The organism is candidate division TA06 bacterium (assembly GCA_016235665.1).
GTDB lineage: Bacteria > Edwardsbacteria > AC1 > AC1 > EtOH8 > UBA5202.
Window position 1 is genome coordinate 239,841 of the sequence record JACRJI010000008.1, and the last position, 19,510, is coordinate 259,350.

The window sequence follows — 19,510 nt, forward strand, 5'->3', positions numbered from 1 at the left end:
ATATCCTGTTTAAAGAATTACAATAACCGGCATAAAATAGAAACTCTCCCTCCGGCCCTCAACGATCTGCTCGGTGATGCCGTTGTCGTCAAAGCGGAAATGCCGCTTCGGCGCAACTTGTCCGCCGTAGCTTAAGCGTAGGTGGATGAAGGGAGAGTTTATTATCGGGTCATTTATTGTAACTGGCGGCATTCTTTAACACAAACCTTAAATATTAAGATGTTTTCGTGTAACCACAGTCTTGTTTTTATTCCGCATCAAACGGCCTGCCAACCCCCTGTAATAATACTATTATATATGGGTAAATGTCAATTTATTTATTGCCTTTTTACCGTTGTTACCTCCTTCGTAAAACCCGCCCTGCCAACCATTATTTACTAAAAAAACCACCTCCAAAACTGCCAACTGTTAAACTTAACCAAAAACTGCCTATATATATCCTAACCCCTTGCGCTACAACCCATTTCCCCTTAAGGAAATTGAATTTCCTGCCTGGGAGATCCGATTTCCTCGACCGGAAACCGGATCTCCCAATGTCCAAATCCTCCATCCCCAGCAGGAAACTTTCCCTCCCAAACGGGAAATCTTCCATCCTAAACAGGATATTCCCGATCCCAAAGGGTGGATCCCAGATCCCAGATGGGATATCCTCCATCCTAATAAGGAGCTTCCCTATCCCAAATGGTAAACACACCATCCCAAATTGGAAATCGTAAATCCTAGACCCTAAACCCTAGACCCTGGTCATTTGTTCTTAGGCTTTGACCTCCCGTTTGCCCCTGGCCTTTTCCTTTACCATCTGGCCCCGCAGTTGTTTTATCCTTAGGGCCATCGGCGCGTTCTTGCCTATCACCCCCACCATGGCGTCGGACATGGATGAGGCCAGCACGTAGGCGGCTTCCAGGGACTTCAGGGCCTGGTTGGTGGCTTTCACCAATTCTGCCTTAAGAGCCTCCTGCTTCATGTCGTCCTCCACCGAGGCTTTTAGGGCGGCATCCAGCGAGCTTAGCTTGGCCGCCGGGTTGAACCCCTGGGCTTTAAGGTCCGCCAGGTTGTCCTTTAACAACTGGGATACCATCTGCACGAAGGCCGATTTTTGGGCATAGGTCAGGTTGAACCTAACGCGCTCCTTTGTGTTTGGTTGATGTTTTGTTATAGCTATAAGCTGTAAGCCTTCAGCTGTAAGCTTCTAATTTCCGGCTGCCGTTCCCTCGCAATTCACAATTCACAATTCACACTTTAGCCTTTTAGCTGCGAGTTACAATAACATTTACCAGGGTATTAAAAACATAATTTCCTACTCCATTTATCAACTTGTTCATCTTTCTTCTCTTGAATATCCCTTGGGTGTTGACCCACTGTTTCATCTCATACTGCAAACCCTCCACGCTTATTCTGTATTCATTGGCATTGACCTCCCCCTCGGCCAGTTGTCTTGTGTATTGCTTTAGCCTTTGGCTGTACTCCACGCCTTTTTCCTTTAACAGGTCATGGCCTTCCAGGAGCATGTCCTCAAATTCCCGGTATTCGGGGATCTGGTTCAACCGGTCGTTTATTCCGTTCATCTCATTGTCCTTTCCTGTTGGCATCGTGGTAGGGCGAATTTTTCCTGGCCTTCTCCCCGGCTATGGCCGCATTATGGTCATTGATCGCCTGCTCCCTGAGGTTGCTGACGAAGGTGGGCGACAGCGGATACCGGGCGTTTTGCAGTTCCATCAGGTTCATTTCAAAATGGTCTTTCAGTATTTTAAAGGCCGCTTTGCGCAGGTCGTCATTTTCCATCAGCCCGCCCTGATAGCCGTCTGCCTCCCGGCTTATCTTCTGCCAGGCATCCCGTTTGGCCTCAAGCCCGGCGGCATCCAGCGCCGGCATGACGGAACAGGTATCGATCAGGGCAAGGTGGGCTTGCTTCAGGCCCTCAAAGCTCTGCAAAACGCCGGCGTCAAACGGCGCCTCTTTGCAGCCGCCCAACGCCAGCAACAATGATGCTGCCCAGACGGCGGTAAAAATCCTTTTAAACATATTGCCCCTTTTTTATCAGTTCTTTGTTTAAAATACCAATGATATTGACCTGACTATTTTCTCCCTGTCCCCGCCGCTCATTCAGATCCTTCAGCAACGCCTTCCGGTCCCGGGCCGCGCTTTTTTCTCCACGGCTCTTTCGAGGTAACGACCACCAAAATGATCCCGGCAATCAAACAAAACGCCAGGGTCATAGAGGCCTTATCATACGGTCCTTTGGCTATGAAAATAAATAGATATCCCGCCGATGACCCGATGGTGTAGATAATGCTGGTCCGGTGCAATATGGTTCGAATGTTTAATGCCATGTTCCTTCATTTCTATTTGTGGGGGTAAATGCCCCGCTGGCGTTCGTGCCTGGATTTAATAAACTATTGCATTGCCGGGCGATTGATCCGACTACCTCTGCCTACGATTTAGCAAACAAAAAAAGCGGAGCCTGCCCTGAGACTTGCCCTGAGTGCCATGCTGAGTTTATCGAAGTGCTATGCCTAAGGGATAACCGCCTGCTTTGCCGGCAAAGGGTCGGACACGTCCATCGCCCCTACGGGTTACCGTTCAATATTCTGTATTCTGGTGGCTAACCAACCCAGGTTGTCGCGTTAAAAACTTGTGATGAGTGATACACTGAGTGTGTCGAAGTGTTTATCGAAGGGTGCCTTGGTGACTGCCTCACCTCTCTCCGCAGCGGGCCTGCACTGAGGATCGCGCCATGCCTATCTTTCGAAGCGGAGAGGACGGGAAGCCTGCACTGAGTAAGTGCAACTCAATTAACTGCCGAAGTGAGGGGTCAGGTCAGCCCTGTTTGGCCCTCGGCCCCTTCTTGAGCCTGTACATCCTGGGCGCTATACCGAACTCCTGCAGCTTATCCCCGGTCTTGCCGTAGTTCCCCTCCAGCACCGAGACCCACCGGGCCATCTCGTTCTTCAGGTCCTTCTTGGCCGCGTTAAAATCCAGGGTGGAGATCTGCATATCCGATTTCATCTTTTCCTGCCTGGCGTTGACGGCCTGGTAGGCGTCCAAAAGCTTCTGCAGTCCGGCCGGGGTCAGGCCCCATTTGGCGATCTCGTTTGGTATTGATTTTTACCGGCTGTTGCGCCGGAGTGTTTCAATCAATCGTGGTTAACTATCTTAACAAAACCAAAAGCAAAAGACTAAAGATTTTGGATTATTCTTCCTCGGCTAAACGCGAAAATGATATGGTCCCCAGGCTTAAACTGCCGCTTCCGGAATAGTAGAATCTGGTGGAAGTCAGGCGCGCTTTCCCGGTTGAATCGGCGGTAAGCCTGTAATAACCGGCAGGGGGCGTCCAATAATAATAATAGACCATCTCAAAATACCCGTTTGATCCGGCCGTATAAGTGCCATAGGTGCCTTCTTCGCATTTTATTGTCCACCCCGTTAAATAGGTTGAGACCCCGGTTTTTGCGTTTCCATAGCACCAGTAATTAACCGCCATCGCCATCGTTGATATTGATAGCAGGACCAATAGTAAAGCCAGTGTTTTTCTTTTCATTTTACCCTCTAGATGTTAATGTTGCTGTTTCCCATTGTTCTACCGCCTTTTGCTTTGGTTTTGTGCTAAAAACAATGCTGCGCCTTTTGGAATTTACGTTTAACAATTGAACTGCCGCCATCATCTGTCAGCTGTCAGCCTTCAGCTTCAAGTTACCGGCTGCTGTCTACTGGGTAGTGTCAACCTTACCTTCACAATTCACAATTCACAATTCACATTTCACATTTTACCCTTCACGCCGTACGCTAAACCCTATCCCCTGTTCGCATCGCCCCTACAGTTACCATTCAATATTTTGTGTTCTATAGGCTAACCAACCCCGGTTGTCGCGTTAAGAACCATCAGTGAGCATCGCAGTTGACGGCGGTTAAAAGCTTGTCTGCATGTTTGAGGGCTGGCCAAAGCCCGAGTTCAGACAAGCCCGACGGCAGCGAGAAGCACAGCGCCCGGATGGTTCTTTGCGACGAGCTTTTTCTTTTGGTTATTTGCTGGCGCCTGCCCTGAGAAGGCTATTTACCTTGCAAACGAAGGGGCGGCACAAAAAGAAAAGAACAATATAGATTAGGGTACCGTGTAATATCTTACCGGGCGATTCATGCATCGCCCCTACAGTTACCATTCAATATTCTGTATTCCGAATTCACATTTCACACTTCACTTAAAATACCCCACCAGCTTGGTTATCAGAATGTTCCTTTCATTCCTCAAAGCCAGCAGTTTTTCCCGGGTCGAATCGCTTTCTATGGCTTTGGCGCAATTTCCATTGTAATCGTAACCGGCCGAAAGGCATTTCCCCCACAGCCCGGAAAGCACATTGGTGCTGGTCACGATGTTGCCCTGGTATCTTCCCATGTCCAAAAGCAGGCTGTCCAGGGATTCCCGGGAGGTCAAGTTCAGCATTGCCGCCTCCTGGTACAGGCCCCGGTGCCACCACCAGGCATTGTCGTCAAAGGCCAGGTACATCCGGTTGATCTCGTCCTGCAGCTTGTTTTGGGCGGCCTTCAGTTCCCTTTTGTCCGGCTTTAGCCGGTAGTTGTCCTTGTGGTACAGCTCCAGCCTGGTCAGGATGGCGTTGATCTGCCGGTCGGTCAGGATGCCGTTCTTGATTATCTCCCGCTGCATGTTAAGCCGGTTCTCCTGCAGCAGCCGATTCTTGACTGAGACCGAAGTTATGTACGGGACGACCAGGGACGACATCAGGGCGCCGGTCAAAAGCAGGAACAGGCTGTTGCCGGTTATCCGGGTAAAAAGACCCGGGTGTTTCCCGGCCTGTTTCGCCGGACCATCGATATTTTTAGCCATATCCTCCCTTTCCGTTTTCTTTTTGTTGTCAGCCAACCAGTTTCTATATGCCGGCCAGTTCTTCAGACCTTCAGACCTTCAGACCTTCAGACCTTCATAACGTCCAGCTTCTCAGTCCCCAGATCCCTCCTCCTCCTGCACACCTCGTAACCCTCTCGTGACCCCTCGTCATTGGTGTTCCCCTCTATGGTAATAAGGAACCCCTTGCCCTTGCTCTCTATCAGCCCGGTGTGCACCCAGTCCAGCTTGTTCTTGGGATGCTTTACAAGGAAGATGTCGCCCGGGGAGATCTCGGCCATCCGGCGGGATATCTGTTTATGCGGTATCAGCCTATCATGGCTGAGGGCATACAGCCCCAGCCCGTCACAGCTGAAGGTGCGGGTGATCATTTCGGTGAACTTGAACCCACAGGCCGAACAGGCCAGGTCAAAGATCGTCTGCACGAACCCGGCGCACCAGGGAAAATCCTTTCCCTCATTCCCGTCCATGTAGGCCCGCACCCAGGGACCGTTGTTCGACCCCAGCTCCCGGGCCTGCGCCGCCAGATGCCGCCTGGCGTAGGGAATGATCAGTCCTTTGAACTTAGCCGCTGGCTGAGCTGCATGGCCGTCAAGAACTGCCCCTTGTCGAAGCCGCGGCCCAGCCGCTGGCTGAGCTGCCGGGCCGGCGGTGCCTGCCCCCGGTCGAAGCCACGCCCCGGCCATCGGCCCGCACAGCCTGGCAAATGTCTTTACGTCCACCGCGCCGGTGGCCGGCATTCCGCTTTTGGCCTGGAACTCCTTTACCGCAAAGGCGGTCTGGGGGCCAAAGACGCCGTCCAGGTCCACCTTGGTCAAAGCCCAATCCGGCCGGGCATGGCGCCACAGCTCCAGCCATTCCTGGATCTTCTTGACGTCATTTCCCTGCGACCCGGTGCGGCAGGTTTGGGCCAGGGAGAGTTCTTTGAGATAGTGGGTTTTTAGCATGGGAAACGATCATCTGATAACTACTAAATAAAGGTATTCCTTTGAAATACTAAACTAAAAGTAAAAAGGAATTATGGTTAATGTTTAGAATTTATCGAAAATAATATCACCGTAGTCTACCTGGCCAGTCCCGGGATAATAAAGCGCATCTTGCGATGTTAAAGTTTGTTTACCGGTTGAGTCAGCATGGAAATAATAGTAACCTGCAGGTGGATAATTTGGATAACCAAAAACAAATCTTCCGAGTGTATCTGCTATACCAGAGCCATAGGTTGGGCAGGATATAGTCCACCCTTTTAAATATGCTCCACGTGTGCTTTTCGCATGCCCTTCACACCATTGTGGCACTGCATATGCTAAAGCTGCAATGATTAATATCACGGCCATGGTTAGGATTGTTCGTTTCATGGTATTCCTTTTCATTTGTTTGTTTGTTTGTTTATTCCTTTTTACTTTTAGTTGTTAATCATAAATAAATAGGTTTTCGTAACCGGTTGAATAAACCCCTTTGTGATTTTGTGTTGAAAGAACCCTGTAAATTGTTCACTACAGCAGCTCCAAATTATATGCCGCCGCCTTCCGGCCCCGGGCCGCGTTTTTTTCTCCACGGCTCTTTCACGGTAAAGACCGCCAAAATGATACCTGCGATCAAACACAAAGCCAGGAATACAGAGACCTTGTCCCGCGGACCTTTGGCGATGAAATAAATGATGTATCCCGCCAAGGAAATAATGGTGATGACAATGCCGGTCCGGTGCAATTTACTTCGGAAATTGAAAGCCATGGTTTTTCCTTTTTGTTCCATTAAGTTGAGTCCGGTGGTTCAGGATATTTCCCTTTGATGCAGATGATGACGCACCTGGCAGGGCCAGAACTGACTGCTGGCGAAAGACTGCCGGCGCGGGCAGACCATGTACTCCGCCCCGGCCGGGAACAGACTGTGCTCGCCGTCGGGTTGTTTCACCGGGCGATATTCCGTAGGCTAACCAACCCCGTTTGTCGCGTTAAATACTATCAGTGAGCATCGCAGTTGATGGCGGTTAAAAGCTTGTCTGCATGTTTGAGGGCTGGCCAAAGCCCGAGTTCAGACAAGCCCGCCGTCAGCGAGAAGCACAGCGCCCGGATAGTATTTTGCGACGAGCTTTTTTCTTTTTGGTTCTTTTTCTTAGTTGGCGGTACAAAAAAGAAAAAGAACAATATGGGTTAGGGTATCGCGGAATATCTTACCGGGCGATTCATGAATCGCCCCTACAGTTACCATCCAATATTCTGTTTTCTGGAGGCTAACCAACCCCTGTGTTGTCGCGTTAAATACTTGTCTGGCCTGTTTGAGGGATCGCCAAAGCCCGAGTTCAGACAAGCCCGACGGTAACGAGAAGCGTAGCGCCCGGATGGTTGGTTCGACAACGCTCACCACAAGTCATTTGCGACGAACTTTTTTCTTTTTGGTTCTTTTTCTTAGTTGGCAGTACAAAAAAGAAAAATATGGGTTCTTGTCCGCCGCAGTTGTATGCCGGTACGAAGGCGGAACGGTATCGCGGAAATGAGATAGCGGTTAATGTTTAAAGTTCCGCGTCTACTGCCCGGTCAGAAGAGATAAGGTACAAGTTGAAACTGTCTGCTCAGCAGTATCCGGTAATTGCCCCCGGGTATGTACCCCGCCTTTAATCCTCCCCAGCTGGCGAATATCCCATAAGACTCCTTGCCCCTTAACGGCCACTTGAAGAATCCTCTCGCCTCCCCGGTTATCAGCAGGCCCGCCGTGGCATATCCCGGCTTTAAAATGCCTTTGCACCCCTGCTGGCCCCAGCTCCCGCCAAAAAAGTAACAGCGCAGACCTATTTCAAAGGCCGAAACCACGCCGATGTCGTCAAATGTTTTCCCGGTCTCCGCATCGTAGGCTGTGACATAGGATGAACTGTAGGAAGAAATGAATTCCAGCGGCCCGGGACCCTGGGAATTTAACTTAAAGCCTGGCAAGCACTGGAATACGATGATGTTTAAAAAGCCTTCAACAGGGTTCAATTGGGCCGAGTTGGGGCCGTATTTGTTTTCGTATCTTTGCAATTTTTTAAGCCCCGCCTCCTGGGAATAATGCAGGCGGTATAGTTGCAGGGAATCCCAGAGGGCAATAGTGTTACTGTCTATCTCTGGATTGTTCCTCAGCTGTTTTAGGATCTCCATCACTCCGTCCAGGGCATTATTCAATTCCCGGTCGTTTGTCAGGTCCTGTTTGGCCACTTCGGTTCTGCTCCAATGGGCCTTTGTTTTGAAATCACCCAGCGACGAGTACTTGTTTTTAAAACTTTCGATGATCGTGATCTTTCCGGCCAGGGTGTCTACTATGCCCGGCCCCAGAAAACCTATGTGGGAGCTGTCATCCACCGCCCTTAGTGCCTGGGCCACCTTTCCCAAAAGATCCACATATAGCGGCAGCGGCGGAACGGCATCACCGGCATGCACTGGTCCCGCCAGGGACAGCAGCACCAGGCATAAGGCTATCTTTCTCAGGCAGTCAACCATTCTTTTATCTCCTCTTGGTGGTTTTTGACATAGCTCTCCCAGGAATGCGGGTTATTGACGGTAATCTTGGGAGGACCATCGGTGCTAAAGGACTGGCTCAGAATGGCGGCCAGCTCGGTCTTGTTATTTATCTTCAGCAAGTCCTGCGGGTCGATTTTGGATACCTGCCCCGGCACATCCATATAGGCCCAGTCCAGCCGTTTCTTCAGCAGATAGCCGCCCACCGGATCGTAATCCCCGGTGATTGACACCAAGTTTTTAGTGGAGCTGTAATTCCAGAACACAACTTTCCTTGAAGGGCATCTCAAACCGCCCGGCTTTAGCACAGCCAGGTTGCCGGGGACCAGATGCCCGATTTTCTGGGCTACTGTTTTAATCAATTGAACTGGAGAAGCCATAAATATCACATTGGCAAAGCACAGCTTGTCCGGGGACAGGTTATGCAGGGGTTCATCCGCCACTTTATGCAGCATTTCGTAGGTGTGAAAACAACCCAGACTGTGGCAGATAATGCTTATCTTTTGGTTAGTGGCCTTAACACTTCTTTTCTGGCCGTCCAAAACAATCTGCTGTAACTGGGTTATGTAAGCGGTCTGGATAGCGTCGTATGCCGCAGAGTTCAACACCGGCCAAATTATATCGCCGCTGTATTCCGCTATGGTATCGCTGACACTGTCATCGCCAATACCAGGTTTTATGGCGTTTTTAAGGGCTTTGATTGCATCTGTAAATTTTATCTTCTCCTTGAACCAATCATTAATATCGTCGTAATACAACGAGTAATAGGCAAACTTGCCGGCCTGATCGTCCAGTCCTCCCTTTAACATATCGATCAGCACATGGCCATCGCCTTTTTTAGCGTTACCTATTCCATGTACAAACAGTATGGCCCTGTCCTCAGGCCAAACTTGGGTTTCCGGCTTAAAAGGCATCTCTGGCCCTTTCCTTTATTGGTTTACCGTTAAATACTTGAACCTCAACCATCCTTTTAATTTCGGGCCGCCTCCGGCCCTCTACTTCACTTTCACCTTCGAGATCAGCTCCTCGTCGGCCAGCATGGCCAGCCCTATCCCCAGCGGCAGGGCAAAGTAGCAATGCTCCACCGGGATGCCGGACCTGGCCAGGGTCAACAGCGCCGCCAGGCCCAGGATCAAAGTGGTTAAAAGATTGGGCACGGTGGAACCCATCACCGCCCCGGCCTTTTGGGCCATCTGCTGTACCTTGTTCGTCCCGTCCTCCGGGGCCGCCATCCCGCCTATCTGGGCGCTGTTCTTGATGTTGATCTTGGCGTAAAAGCCCAGCAGTATCCCGGCCAGCCCGAAAACCAGGTAAAGGAACAGCGAGGGCACATAGGTGATGCCAAAGGTGCCGGAGCGTCGTACCGGTTCGCCTTTATCCCCGGCCTGGTAGGTATAGTTAAGGGCGAACTGCTTTTGTCCGGCCGCCACCAGCAGTTCGTTGCCGCCTCTTTTCCAGCCGGGAGCGCTGAGTTTGAACGGCACCAGCAGGTCGTTGCTGTCCCTGGAACCGTTGACGGTCAGAGGAAACACCGTCCCGCTGTCCGGCCGCATCACAAAGCCCGGCGGGCAGGAAGGCTGTATGTCTATCAGATAAACCCCGCTCTTCTCCTTTACCCTTATCTGCACCCACACCGGCACGGTCTTGCCAGGCCCCAGGATGCTGTCGGGCCGGATGATGTCAAAGGCCGGCTGGGCCAAAACTATGCCCGGCAGAACCAGCACTGCCATCCATAGGTAAAAGAAATGTTTCATAGGCTGTTTCCTTCTTTTAAGCTGTAGGCTCTAGCTATATTTTCTAAGCTGTTTGTTGCAAGCCGACATTCGGCGGTTGATGCTGAACTGGAGGTAGAGCATTAAACTCTACCTCCATCGGTTGGCTATTCAATCTTTAATAGCACACCTTGGTCGGAATGCACAGGTTATCCGCACAACAAGAGATCGGTGCCGCATTTTCGCTTTCTGCCTCTGTAGTATAGATATTGTGCTTTCCTGTTCTTAAAATCTCCATATATTCTCACCTCCTTTCTATATAATGATAACGAATCAAAGAAAGGCTGCGCATGCCATTTCACGATCCGCATAATTGCCTTTATTACTTATCATATCTTATCAAGTTTTTTAACAACCTTGCTTACCGCCCTTTTTAAAAATTCATCCCAATATTCGCATATGCCCGATTCTTCCGGCCGGGCATACCTTTTCCTTACAGTGGGGCATCCTCCCATACAAAGCGGAAGCAGCTTACAATTTCTGCATATTTCATTATCTATTGGGCTATCTATGAACCATTTTGAAATATTATGATTGGGGCGGAACGTACCGCCGGAGATAACGCCGCAGTCCTCGTTCTTTCCCAAGGCAGAAGCGCATCTGTATACCTTGCCTCCCGGACCCAGGATCCAGGACCCCATGAAATCGGCCGAACAATACCTTCCCCTTAAGGGAATCAAGCCGATATAACTTTTATAATCAAAATTCTCCTCGGCGTATTTGGCGGTTCCGGTGACTTCGCTGAAGTGATTTTCCACTTCGATATAGTCCTTGCCGTCCAGTGATTTCTTGTCCGTCCGCCAATCTATGCAAGTAGTGCTAAAATCCTTTAAATGTCCGGCCCGGACGTTCACGTTATCGCCCATCATCCATTTTTGTTCCAGCAATTCGTAGGCGCTCTCCTTGGTCTCCTTATCAATATGTATGCGCACAGTAACTTTTTCAAACACATCTTTCGCTATTATTATCGCTTCCTTAATTTTGCCGAAGGTAGGCCCGCCGTTCTTTAGCATCCTGCGGCGGTTGTGTATTTCTTCTGTACCGTCCAGCGTAATTTGAATATGAATGACCCCCAGTTCCTTAAGTCTTTCCGCCCTTTCCCTGGTCAGCAAATATCCGTTGGTTATTATATGGGCGATATATTCGATACCGTGTTTTTTGCTCAATTCCATGAGTTTCAAGCTCAATTCCTCAACTATCGCATACCCCAGCAAAGGCTCCCCGCCATACCAGTTGACGAACAATTGAGGCGGCTTTATTGTTTTTATTTGTTCATCAACAAATTCCACAATCCTGTCAATATCTTCTTTACCCATTGTGCTGGCATACGGCTCCTCAAAACAATAGGTGCACTTGCAATTGCAGGCCATCGTTGGCAGCACAGTTATGGCAAGGCTTTTGGCATTGAACCTGCCTTCCATTATCCTTAGTTTTACCAGGTCAAGCTCGTTAATTCTCTTATCTAAAATGTAACCATTGTTTACCATTGTTTCGAACAATTCGCCATTATCACTTTTTTTATTGGCATTGGGATCTTTTAGAATAGCAGACACCTGTTCTTTGTCTTTATCCAGTAGTTTTGCCATAGCACCGGTATAGGTATTGTATAAGATCGTTACCTTTTCAATGTTAAATGTATAGTTATAAAATGACGGTTTATAACAAATATTGTCCGTATTTTCCATGTTGCCTCACTTTTATTGGTTATTTATTTTATGTACAGATAATAGGTACTCTTATATGCCGCTGGGCGATTCATTCTACTACGCTATCTACATAGGCTTCCTCCTGTGTCTGCCACAGGCATACTACGGCGGACAGGTCTTCGGGCTCCTGCATCGCCCCTACGGTTACCATTCAATGTTCTGTATTTCCCGTTAACATGTACCACCGGGCGATTGTCCAATCGCCCCTACGGATTACCATTTTCCATTCACCGTTCCTAGTTAGTCAACTGGATAGCGGCTACTGGATAGACTTTCAGCATCAGATTTTTTAACTGTTTACTTTTAACATATTTGGTCAAATACTATAGAATATCTTTATTGCTTGGGAATTATTAAACTACTATGAGAATAACAAAACAGAAGTATTAGTACTATTTTAGTAGGTGATTATTTATTCGGGAATATACCTGGAGAAATACCATGTTCCATTCGTGCCGTATGAAGACCCGTCGTAATAAAACAGTCCTGAATAACGTTTAATTGGCCCGGCTGTATCAGCAGTCAAATAATAATAACCTGCCGGTGGACGAAGTTCCCAGGACAAGCCAAAACCACCATTGATAGCTGCAACAGTGCTGCCATAAGTGCCGCCGCCGCATGTGATGGTCCAGCCGTTTAAAGCATCAGTATTGAAGATTGCAATTCCGTTCACCCAACTGGGCTCGGCGTATAATAAAACGGAACTCAGTATAACAACTGCTATTACCAATGCAATTATTTTATTCATTTGAATACTCCTTTTGTTTATTTCACTTCTATTTAGTTATTCTCATTATGTTGTAATTCCCTATATACCCCGCACTTCAGGCAATAAAACCTTGGCCGTATATCACTCCTTCGTGTTGGGTTTGTAATTTATGTTAACCTATATTCTGTATTGTTAGCAATAAAAAGCACATTTTTATTATGAGTTATTCCGTTGGTGGTTCAAAATTAACGTTACCACAATCAGTTGTATAAGAGCCATTGTGGTAGTACGTGGAAACAGAAACCAATGAACCCTGATACCTTTTTGTGGCAACTAAAGTATAATAACCAGCATCGGGATAATAACCCTGTACTTCAAAATAGCCATTACTACTAGTTACCCCCGAACCACAACTGGGTTGACCGCTTATAGTAATTGTATAGCCAACCAATGGTACGGAACCATTAGTAAAAGCATAACCTTTAAATACGACGACAGCAGCTAAACCTGTTGAGACCATTAATATGATCGACAGGACAGCAAGTAATGCAATTCTTCTCATTTTTCCCCTTTCGTTTATTGGCTTTTTATTGCTAACATTTTTTTAGGAGGATCCGCTTATGATGTGATTGGGCAATGCCCCCTCACTGCAATAGCTCCAGATTATACGCCGCCGCGCTCTGCGCATCCCCGGCATAAAGCTTCTGCCCGGCCAGGGTGATCTCCCAAAGCTCCTGATACAACAGGCCCATCTTAAGCCTAAGCTCCCGCTCCTCCCCGCCCCGGAACCTTTGGGCCAGGGCCTTGTCCACCTGTTTTTGGGTCTCCTTTACCTTTGACAGGAACCCCTGCGGCAACAGACCGGCCGGTTCCAGCCCATCCATTGTGGCCACCAGCATGGTGTAATCGGCTTGAGCCAAAAGATCGGCGGCTTCCAGCCTTTGAGCGGTAAGGATCAGTTCCTCGGAAGTTATGTTGGTTAGCATTCGGCTCCTCATGGTAACTATGATACTGAATACTGAATAGTGGTAATTGATACTGGCTACCTAGCAGGGTCTACTGGGCAGTACCTGCTGAATAGCGTATTGTTCTCTGGAAAATTTTTCGTTAATACCGGTTTCCTAAGTTTCATTGCAGATAGTTGTGAAGAGGATGAGTAGTGGTATGCAGATAGGTAGTGCCAATATGGACCACGTTTTCCCCGTCAAAGTAAAAGTTCACATGGTCCCAGCCGTGGCTGTCGCGGATACACAGGTTGTAATAGCCGGCAGTAGTGATGTAATAATCATGTATTTGGAAACATCCGGAGTTGTAAGTGCTAGTATTGTAATTAAGGTACAGCCAATCGCAGGAATACAGATAAACTATTGCTCCGTCATGCCCAGAATCGCCCAGGAAGACATAACCATCGCAAAAAAGAGGATTGGCCATGGAATCGGTGGCAATGGCAGTTGTTGCCAGGGCCGACAGCATTACTATGAGAAATATATTTTTCATTTTTTCACTTTTTTTAATATTTTTCGGTTTGTCGGATAATAATTAATAATACAAATTATAAAGCTGGAAAAGAATCAGTTATTTTATGGCAGATAATTGTGTACGGGATGTTTGGTAGTGTGTAGATACAAGTTCCCCACATTGGTCATGTAGTTGCCGTCATAGTAAAAATTATAATGTTCCCAACCGTCACCATCAATGATGCACAGGTTGTAGTATCCCGCGCCTTCGGTGCACTTATTTACCAGAAAATATCCCGGCGAGGAACTGTCCGGATAGCTGACTGTGGTTGAGTAGTGGTCCAAGTATGTCCAATCGGCAGAGTACAATTTTACCGTGGCCCCGTTATGCCCGGTTGATCCCAAAAATAAGCGGCCATAACAGATTGCAGGCAAAGCATAAGAAGTAGTAGTTAATCCGATGACCACCAAAGCGATCAATGCTGCGAGGATTAAAATCCGTTTCATTTTTCTCCTTGTTTTGATTGTTTATGATTCTTTTCCAGCTTTATTTCTCTCAATTTCAGTTTCTTGACCGTTTATATTACAATACAATCTCGTATTCAAATATGCCCGGCAATAATTCACGGATATCATTATCATTAACAACAGATATAGCGGAAATGTTGGATGGCAATTCACGTTCCGGTTAAGTGATCTATGATTCCAATATTGACTAACAAACAGACAATCAATATCCTTTTCTCCCCAATTTACTTTTACTTAATATTATCTTAAATAATTCCCCCACTTTTTCTTTCCCATCATATAACACTCCGTTGTAAAAGGCGACAGGCATTCCATAGGTCATCATCCCGGTTTTTTTTTGCAAATCCATCAGCTTTTGATAATTACTGGCATTCGTTATGTCCGTATATCTTATCCTTTGTTTCATTACTTTCTTTGTATTTGGCAAACTGTTTTCAATAATTTCTCTGCAATCATCGCAATTTGGTGCGTAAAATAGAATAATCTCATTTTTCAGCACAGTAATCATATCGCTTTTATCTGTGACCAGCATAGACCTGCTTATTACGCTATCGTTTCCAGCTACGCGTATATATATATCCACTGCAGTTGCTGTTTCCGAGTTACTTTCAATACTGCTGTCTATGGGTGATTTAATGAAATCAAATACCTTTGCTGTGCTATCATAGCTCGCCTGCCAAGTTTGAAGTCCCTTACTGCCTGGGTTAAGTATAAATACACGGCCCTTGTTTCTTTTGTCATCAATCCCTTTCTCTCCGTTACTTGTGATTATCAGCAGCGGTTTATCATCTTTATAACTTACCACTAATTCATTCTCGTCCTCAATGCTCATATCTGAAAGTACTACGAATATATCGGTTCCTTCCTTATAACTAATGAATTCATTAAATATGCTTTTTGTAACCGGTAGCACTTTGAGTTCTTTGGCATGTTCCTCTAATAAAGGTGATTTGACCCTTATATCGGAAATCGCACTCGTGATTACATACTTTACACCATTCAATTCATACCGAACAGATCTATTCGTCAGCGGATTACCGGCATAAAACAGGTTGCAATTAACCCAGGGTAGACCAGCTGTTTTAACATTCATTATTTCAGGGAGTAATTCACCTTTTAATTCAGCCCATCCCACGCCAACTGCTGCTATATTCATTTTACTTAATTGTTGTAATATAAGATTATTTTTTGTCTTGTTTCCCAATAAATCCATATTATTTCCGTTTAATAACACCGGACCGATTGTTTTATAATTATAACTAACCGTGTGTATTTTAGCCAAACCACCCATATCCCTGCCACCGCATTGGCATGATGAAACCTGCCCATTTATCGGTGCTATGGCGATAACGTTCACATTTTTAGCCCATGAGTTGCAGATAGTTAATAATAAAAGAATCGTGAATAGTTTAGTATTGATCATTTTTAGAAACTCAGTCTTTTTAAATTCAACAACCCAACAGATTATTTAATTAACTATTGGCACATGTTGTGTGAGGGATGTGCGCCGCTCTGGAGAACAATATTGTCGAATACCGCTCCGGTATATACACAAGTGGAATAGAAATTAAGCACATGAGCCCACTTATTACCATATGTTACGCACAGTGAATAATAACCTGCCTGATCCTCGGGATAATGGGCATCTATATCAAAACGCCCATCCGAAGTTGTAGTGGTATTGGGCCAATAAGTATCACCGCACCAACCCCCATCCGAATGTTCGCAATGCACGGAGGCACCAGAGACAACAACTCCATTGTCCCATACAATTCCGGCGACAATCCAATTCCCTGCAAAAGCTGACGTCACTGGGCAGGCAACTATTGCAATCGCCATGATAATTAAAATAAGTCTTTTCATTTTTGTCCTTTTTGTCTTTGATTGTTTGTTGATAGAACTGTTGGGTTGTTGAAATTACAGTTTAATATAAGACTAACGCTCTTTTCGTTTTACTCTGCTTCATAACCTGCCTATATCCAATTAGTCACTATCTGATTGTTGGATTAATCATTGACACGTATTATGAGATGGGTGTGCCCCGCCTTGGAGGGAAACATTCCCAAGATTTCCACTGGTTATCATATTGGAATAAAAGTTAAGCACATGGGCCCGCTTGCTGCCATATATTATACACAAATTATAATAACCGGCCTGATCCTCCGGATAGTGGGCAGATATATCAAAACATCCGTCCAAAGTTGTAGTGGTATTGGGCCAATAAGTATCACCACACCAACCCCCAGCCGAATGTTCGCAATGCACGGATGCACCTGACACAACCATACCGTTGTCATATACAGTTCCATAGCATATCTCGCTGCTTGCCGAGATTGTTGCAGTGACGCCAACAGTAATTATTGCTGCCATGATGGTAAAAATATGTTTGTTCATTGTCTTTTTCCCTTTTGTGTGTAATTTATAGTACTGTAGGGTTGTTGTTGGTCATTTAATATGGCTCGAAACCTTTTAGTGTTTAGTGTTTAGTGTTTAGTGTTTAGTGTTTAGTGTTTATTTTTAATTGTTCATCGTTTCAGCACTTCGTGCAGTTTCAAACTCAATTTGTGAAGACTGAACGGCTTCTGCAAAAACTCCACCCCATGGCTCTTGATCAGCGGCCGGATGCTCTCGTCGCTGTAGCCCGAGGCGAACAGGGCCTTTAGTTCCGGCTTTTGTTTTTTAAGGATCATGTAAAGCTCCCAACCCGAAAGACCCGGCATGATCATATCGCTCATTAAAAGATCTATCTTCCCCTGACGCTGGGCAAACATCTCCAAAGCTTGTTCGCCGTTGCGGGCGGGAAGCACCTGGTATCCCAGACTGGTCAAAAGCTGGATCTCCATCTCCCGAACTACATCCTCGTCCTCCACCAGCAGCACCACCCCGTGGCCGAACCGGATGTCGGTCTGCTGTTGGGCGTGCCGGCCCTTGCCCTGATCGGCCGCCGCCGGCAGGAATATCTTGAAGGTGGTGCCCCGGCCCTTTTCGCTGTAGACGTAGATGTGTCCCTGGTGCTGTTTGACGATGCCGTAGACCACCGAAAGACCAAGGCCGGTGCCTTGGTCCTTGGTTTTGGTGGTGAAGAATGGCTCGAATAAATGTTTTTGGGTCTCGGCCTCCATCCCGGCCCCGGTGTCGGTGACTGTGATCAGGGCATAGCGCCCCGGCTCCACCTCGGGATGGGTTTTGGCATAGTTATCGTCAAGGAATTCCTCTCTGGTGGCGATGGAGAACAGGCCTCCCTGCTCCATGGCATCCCGGGCGTTCACAGCCAGGTTCATCAGCACCTGCTCCATCTGGGACTGATCGGCCATCACCAACGGCAGGTTGCGTCCCAGGGTGATCTCCACCTTGATCCTTTCTCCCAGCAGGCGGGAGATCATCCTCTGGAATTCCGTAACCAGGGGATTCAGGTCCAGCACTTTGAACTCCGCCTTGTTCTTCCTGGCAAAGGTCAGCAGTTGCCGGGTCAGCACAGCGGCCTTTTCCCCGGCCAGAATGATATCCATGATCCGCTGATGCCAGGGATGTCCGGCCCCGGCCTCGGTCAGCATCATGTCGCCCGAGGTCAGGATCACCTGGAGGATGTTATTCATGTCGTGGGCCAGCCCCCCGGCCAGATGCCCCACCGCTTCCATCTTCTGGGCCTGAAGCAGTTTTGCTTCCAGTATCTTATTGTCCGTATTGTCTATCACAGACTGATAGCACGCCAGCAGCTTTCCCTCGCCGTCCCGCACCTGGCCGTGATAGGCCTGAACTGAGATTACTTTGCCGTCCTTGCGCTGGAGCCTGCATTCGCAGTCCAAAAAGCCGTTCTGCCGGGCCAGCAGCATCTGCTGGACCATCCGCTCTTTTTCCGCCGGGATCCAGTGGGGATAGGGCGGCCTGGAATCCTGCATGTCGGCCAGATGGTAACCAGTGACCGCTTCCCATGCCGGGTTGACATAGATCACCCTGGAATCATCCGGATGGCAGACCATCAGACCCTGGGGCATGTGGTCCAGGAAACTCTGTCCCAGCATTGTCATGTCCAAGTGGTGTTCGGCAGACACGGTTCATGTCCTTTTCGGTTGCGTTTGGCGGTGTGGTAACCTGATCATATTCACGATAAATCCCTTAACAGAATTTACATGATTTTTTTACTATCACGGAGTTACTGTGATCCTTGTCTAAACCGCGCCATGATAAATACAATCCAATAAATCATGTTAATCATGTCTAAATAGTACAAAAAAAAACCTGCACTTCCGGAAAGCTTGCCGCATCCGAAAGCCAGGGGTGCTTCTTGCCAGGTTTCCATCAGGACAGGCCATATATTATGCCCAATCACAGCAGGTTATTTGCGTCAGTCTTTTGTAACAAAGGATATAACAGCACCATGGCGCTGAAGGCGGCCTGCAGATCCCGGTAAGACCCAAAACTTCCTAAATACTTAAATGAAGCCAGCGGCCTGGTGGTGATGAAATACCAAATATTATCCTCTGTTCCAGCAAAGGAAGTATTCTGATCCTTATTGGTAGGCTGCAGCAAGTATTCGGTCCCCACCTCCCGGATGCAGAGATATATCTTGGTCTGTCCGTTCATGGGTAACGACTCACTTGGATTTAATTGCCGACCGGGTTGATTCTATCTGACAAATCCAAGAATCTTTCCTGTTTTCCTGGATTCATTATTGAATTCCGGTTTTCCTATGGCTATTGTTCACTGATACTGCCGGTGACAGTCCTGGCACAGTATTTCGCAGTTGGCAGCCAGATCAGGCGCTTTGCCGCTTATCACCAGCCGGGGCAGGGCTATCCAACCGTCCGGATGCTTTAGCTCAACCACTGAGTTTTTCTTTTCCCAAAAAAGCGACTTGCCGCAGACTTCTTTCCGGCCTCCGGAAACTACCATCCCCTCGCATTTGCCGCCGGCCCGTTCCCAGGCCTTTTTAAGGGTCTCTTCAGAGAAATGCATTTTATAACCTCTTGTAATGTTAGTCTGGCCGACGAT

The 19,510-nt window shown here is 47.6% G+C and carries 26 protein-coding genes; all 26 read right to left on the reverse strand.

The features are described 5' to 3' along the window. Positions 1-9 precede the first annotated feature (9 nt). On the reverse strand, positions 10-192 hold the full coding sequence (locus HZA73_03735; GenBank protein MBI5805135.1) for a hypothetical protein: 183 nt from the start codon (positions 190-192) through the stop codon (positions 10-12). 562 nt (positions 193-754) lie between these two features. Further along, positions 755-1,084 carry a hypothetical protein gene (locus tag HZA73_03740; GenBank protein ID MBI5805136.1) on the reverse strand — a complete coding sequence of 110 codons (330 nt, stop codon included), beginning with the start codon at positions 1,082-1,084 and terminating at the stop codon, positions 755-757. Positions 1,085-1,247: 163 nt separating this feature from the next. Continuing rightward, complete coding sequence (locus HZA73_03745) at positions 1,248-1,565, reverse strand: hypothetical protein (protein MBI5805137.1); 318 nt, start codon at positions 1,563-1,565, stop codon at positions 1,248-1,250. A 1-nt stretch (position 1,566) separates the two neighbouring features. Continuing rightward, positions 1,567-2,022, reverse strand: a complete 456-nt coding sequence (locus HZA73_03750; protein ID MBI5805138.1) for a hypothetical protein — start codon at positions 2,020-2,022, stop codon at positions 1,567-1,569. Between the two features lie 77 nt (positions 2,023-2,099). Then, positions 2,100-2,330: a hypothetical protein gene (locus HZA73_03755; protein MBI5805139.1), complete on the reverse strand. Its 231-nt coding sequence runs from the start codon at positions 2,328-2,330 to the stop codon at positions 2,100-2,102. Between the two features lie 487 nt (positions 2,331-2,817). Beyond that, on the reverse strand, positions 2,818-3,045 hold the full coding sequence (locus HZA73_03760) for a hypothetical protein (protein ID MBI5805140.1): 228 nt from the start codon (positions 3,043-3,045) through the stop codon (positions 2,818-2,820). Between the two features lie 145 nt (positions 3,046-3,190). Next, positions 3,191-3,538 (reverse strand): hypothetical protein, encoded by a 348-nt coding sequence (locus HZA73_03765; protein ID MBI5805141.1) that lies wholly within the window; start codon positions 3,536-3,538, stop codon positions 3,191-3,193. Between the two features lie 654 nt (positions 3,539-4,192). Further along, on the reverse strand, positions 4,193-4,840 hold the full coding sequence (locus tag HZA73_03770; protein ID MBI5805142.1) for a hypothetical protein: 648 nt from the start codon (positions 4,838-4,840) through the stop codon (positions 4,193-4,195). Positions 4,841-4,926: 86 nt separating this feature from the next. Continuing rightward, complete coding sequence (locus tag HZA73_03775; GenBank protein ID MBI5805143.1) at positions 4,927-5,805, reverse strand: peptidoglycan-binding protein; 879 nt, start codon at positions 5,803-5,805, stop codon at positions 4,927-4,929. 84 nt (positions 5,806-5,889) lie between these two features. Beyond that, positions 5,890-6,213 carry a hypothetical protein gene (locus HZA73_03780; protein MBI5805144.1) on the reverse strand — a complete coding sequence of 108 codons (324 nt, stop codon included), beginning with the start codon at positions 6,211-6,213 and terminating at the stop codon, positions 5,890-5,892. 154 nt (positions 6,214-6,367) lie between these two features. After that, positions 6,368-6,589, reverse strand: coding sequence for a hypothetical protein (locus HZA73_03785; GenBank protein ID MBI5805145.1), 222 nt, complete (start codon positions 6,587-6,589; stop codon positions 6,368-6,370). Positions 6,590-6,628: 39 nt separating this feature from the next. Next, a complete protein-coding gene (locus HZA73_03790; GenBank protein ID MBI5805146.1) occupies positions 6,629-6,769 on the reverse strand; it encodes a hypothetical protein in 141 nt (46 codons plus the stop codon). Between the two features lie 623 nt (positions 6,770-7,392). Then, a complete protein-coding gene (locus HZA73_03795; GenBank protein ID MBI5805147.1) occupies positions 7,393-8,328 on the reverse strand; it encodes a hypothetical protein in 936 nt (311 codons plus the stop codon). Further along, a complete protein-coding gene (locus HZA73_03800; protein MBI5805148.1) occupies positions 8,313-9,167 on the reverse strand; it encodes a hypothetical protein in 855 nt (284 codons plus the stop codon). Before HZA73_03800 ends, HZA73_03795 begins: the two co-directional genes overlap by 16 nt. 174 nt (positions 9,168-9,341) lie before the next feature. After that, positions 9,342-10,100: a hypothetical protein gene (locus tag HZA73_03805; GenBank protein ID MBI5805149.1), complete on the reverse strand. Its 759-nt coding sequence runs from the start codon at positions 10,098-10,100 to the stop codon at positions 9,342-9,344. Between the two features lie 347 nt (positions 10,101-10,447). Further along, positions 10,448-11,803, reverse strand: a complete 1,356-nt coding sequence (locus HZA73_03810; GenBank protein MBI5805150.1) for a radical SAM protein — start codon at positions 11,801-11,803, stop codon at positions 10,448-10,450. A gap of 433 nt (positions 11,804-12,236) precedes the next feature. Beyond that, on the reverse strand, positions 12,237-12,572 hold the full coding sequence (locus HZA73_03815) for a hypothetical protein (protein MBI5805151.1): 336 nt from the start codon (positions 12,570-12,572) through the stop codon (positions 12,237-12,239). Positions 12,573-12,756: 184 nt separating this feature from the next. Beyond that, positions 12,757-13,095, reverse strand: coding sequence for a hypothetical protein (locus HZA73_03820; GenBank protein ID MBI5805152.1), 339 nt, complete (start codon positions 13,093-13,095; stop codon positions 12,757-12,759). A gap of 82 nt (positions 13,096-13,177) precedes the next feature. After that, positions 13,178-13,519: a hypothetical protein gene (locus HZA73_03825; protein ID MBI5805153.1), complete on the reverse strand. Its 342-nt coding sequence runs from the start codon at positions 13,517-13,519 to the stop codon at positions 13,178-13,180. Positions 13,520-13,661: 142 nt separating this feature from the next. After that, the gene (locus tag HZA73_03830; GenBank protein MBI5805154.1) at positions 13,662-14,030 is read right to left on the reverse strand and encodes a hypothetical protein; all 369 of its coding nucleotides are present in this window, start codon (positions 14,028-14,030) and stop codon (positions 13,662-13,664) included. A gap of 83 nt (positions 14,031-14,113) precedes the next feature. Continuing rightward, positions 14,114-14,497: a hypothetical protein gene (locus tag HZA73_03835; GenBank protein ID MBI5805155.1), complete on the reverse strand. Its 384-nt coding sequence runs from the start codon at positions 14,495-14,497 to the stop codon at positions 14,114-14,116. 223 nt (positions 14,498-14,720) lie between these two features. After that, positions 14,721-15,941: a hypothetical protein gene (locus tag HZA73_03840; GenBank protein MBI5805156.1), complete on the reverse strand. Its 1,221-nt coding sequence runs from the start codon at positions 15,939-15,941 to the stop codon at positions 14,721-14,723. Between the two features lie 53 nt (positions 15,942-15,994). Continuing rightward, on the reverse strand, positions 15,995-16,381 hold the full coding sequence (locus HZA73_03845; protein MBI5805157.1) for a hypothetical protein: 387 nt from the start codon (positions 16,379-16,381) through the stop codon (positions 15,995-15,997). A gap of 662 nt (positions 16,382-17,043) precedes the next feature. Continuing rightward, positions 17,044-18,570: a response regulator gene (locus HZA73_03850; GenBank protein MBI5805158.1), complete on the reverse strand. Its 1,527-nt coding sequence runs from the start codon at positions 18,568-18,570 to the stop codon at positions 17,044-17,046. 274 nt (positions 18,571-18,844) lie between these two features. Continuing rightward, positions 18,845-19,102 (reverse strand): hypothetical protein, encoded by a 258-nt coding sequence (locus HZA73_03855; protein MBI5805159.1) that lies wholly within the window; start codon positions 19,100-19,102, stop codon positions 18,845-18,847. 117 nt (positions 19,103-19,219) lie between these two features. Beyond that, entirely contained in the window at positions 19,220-19,474 is a 255-nt protein-coding gene (locus HZA73_03860) for a hypothetical protein (GenBank protein MBI5805160.1), read from the reverse strand. Positions 19,475-19,510 lie beyond the last annotated feature (36 nt).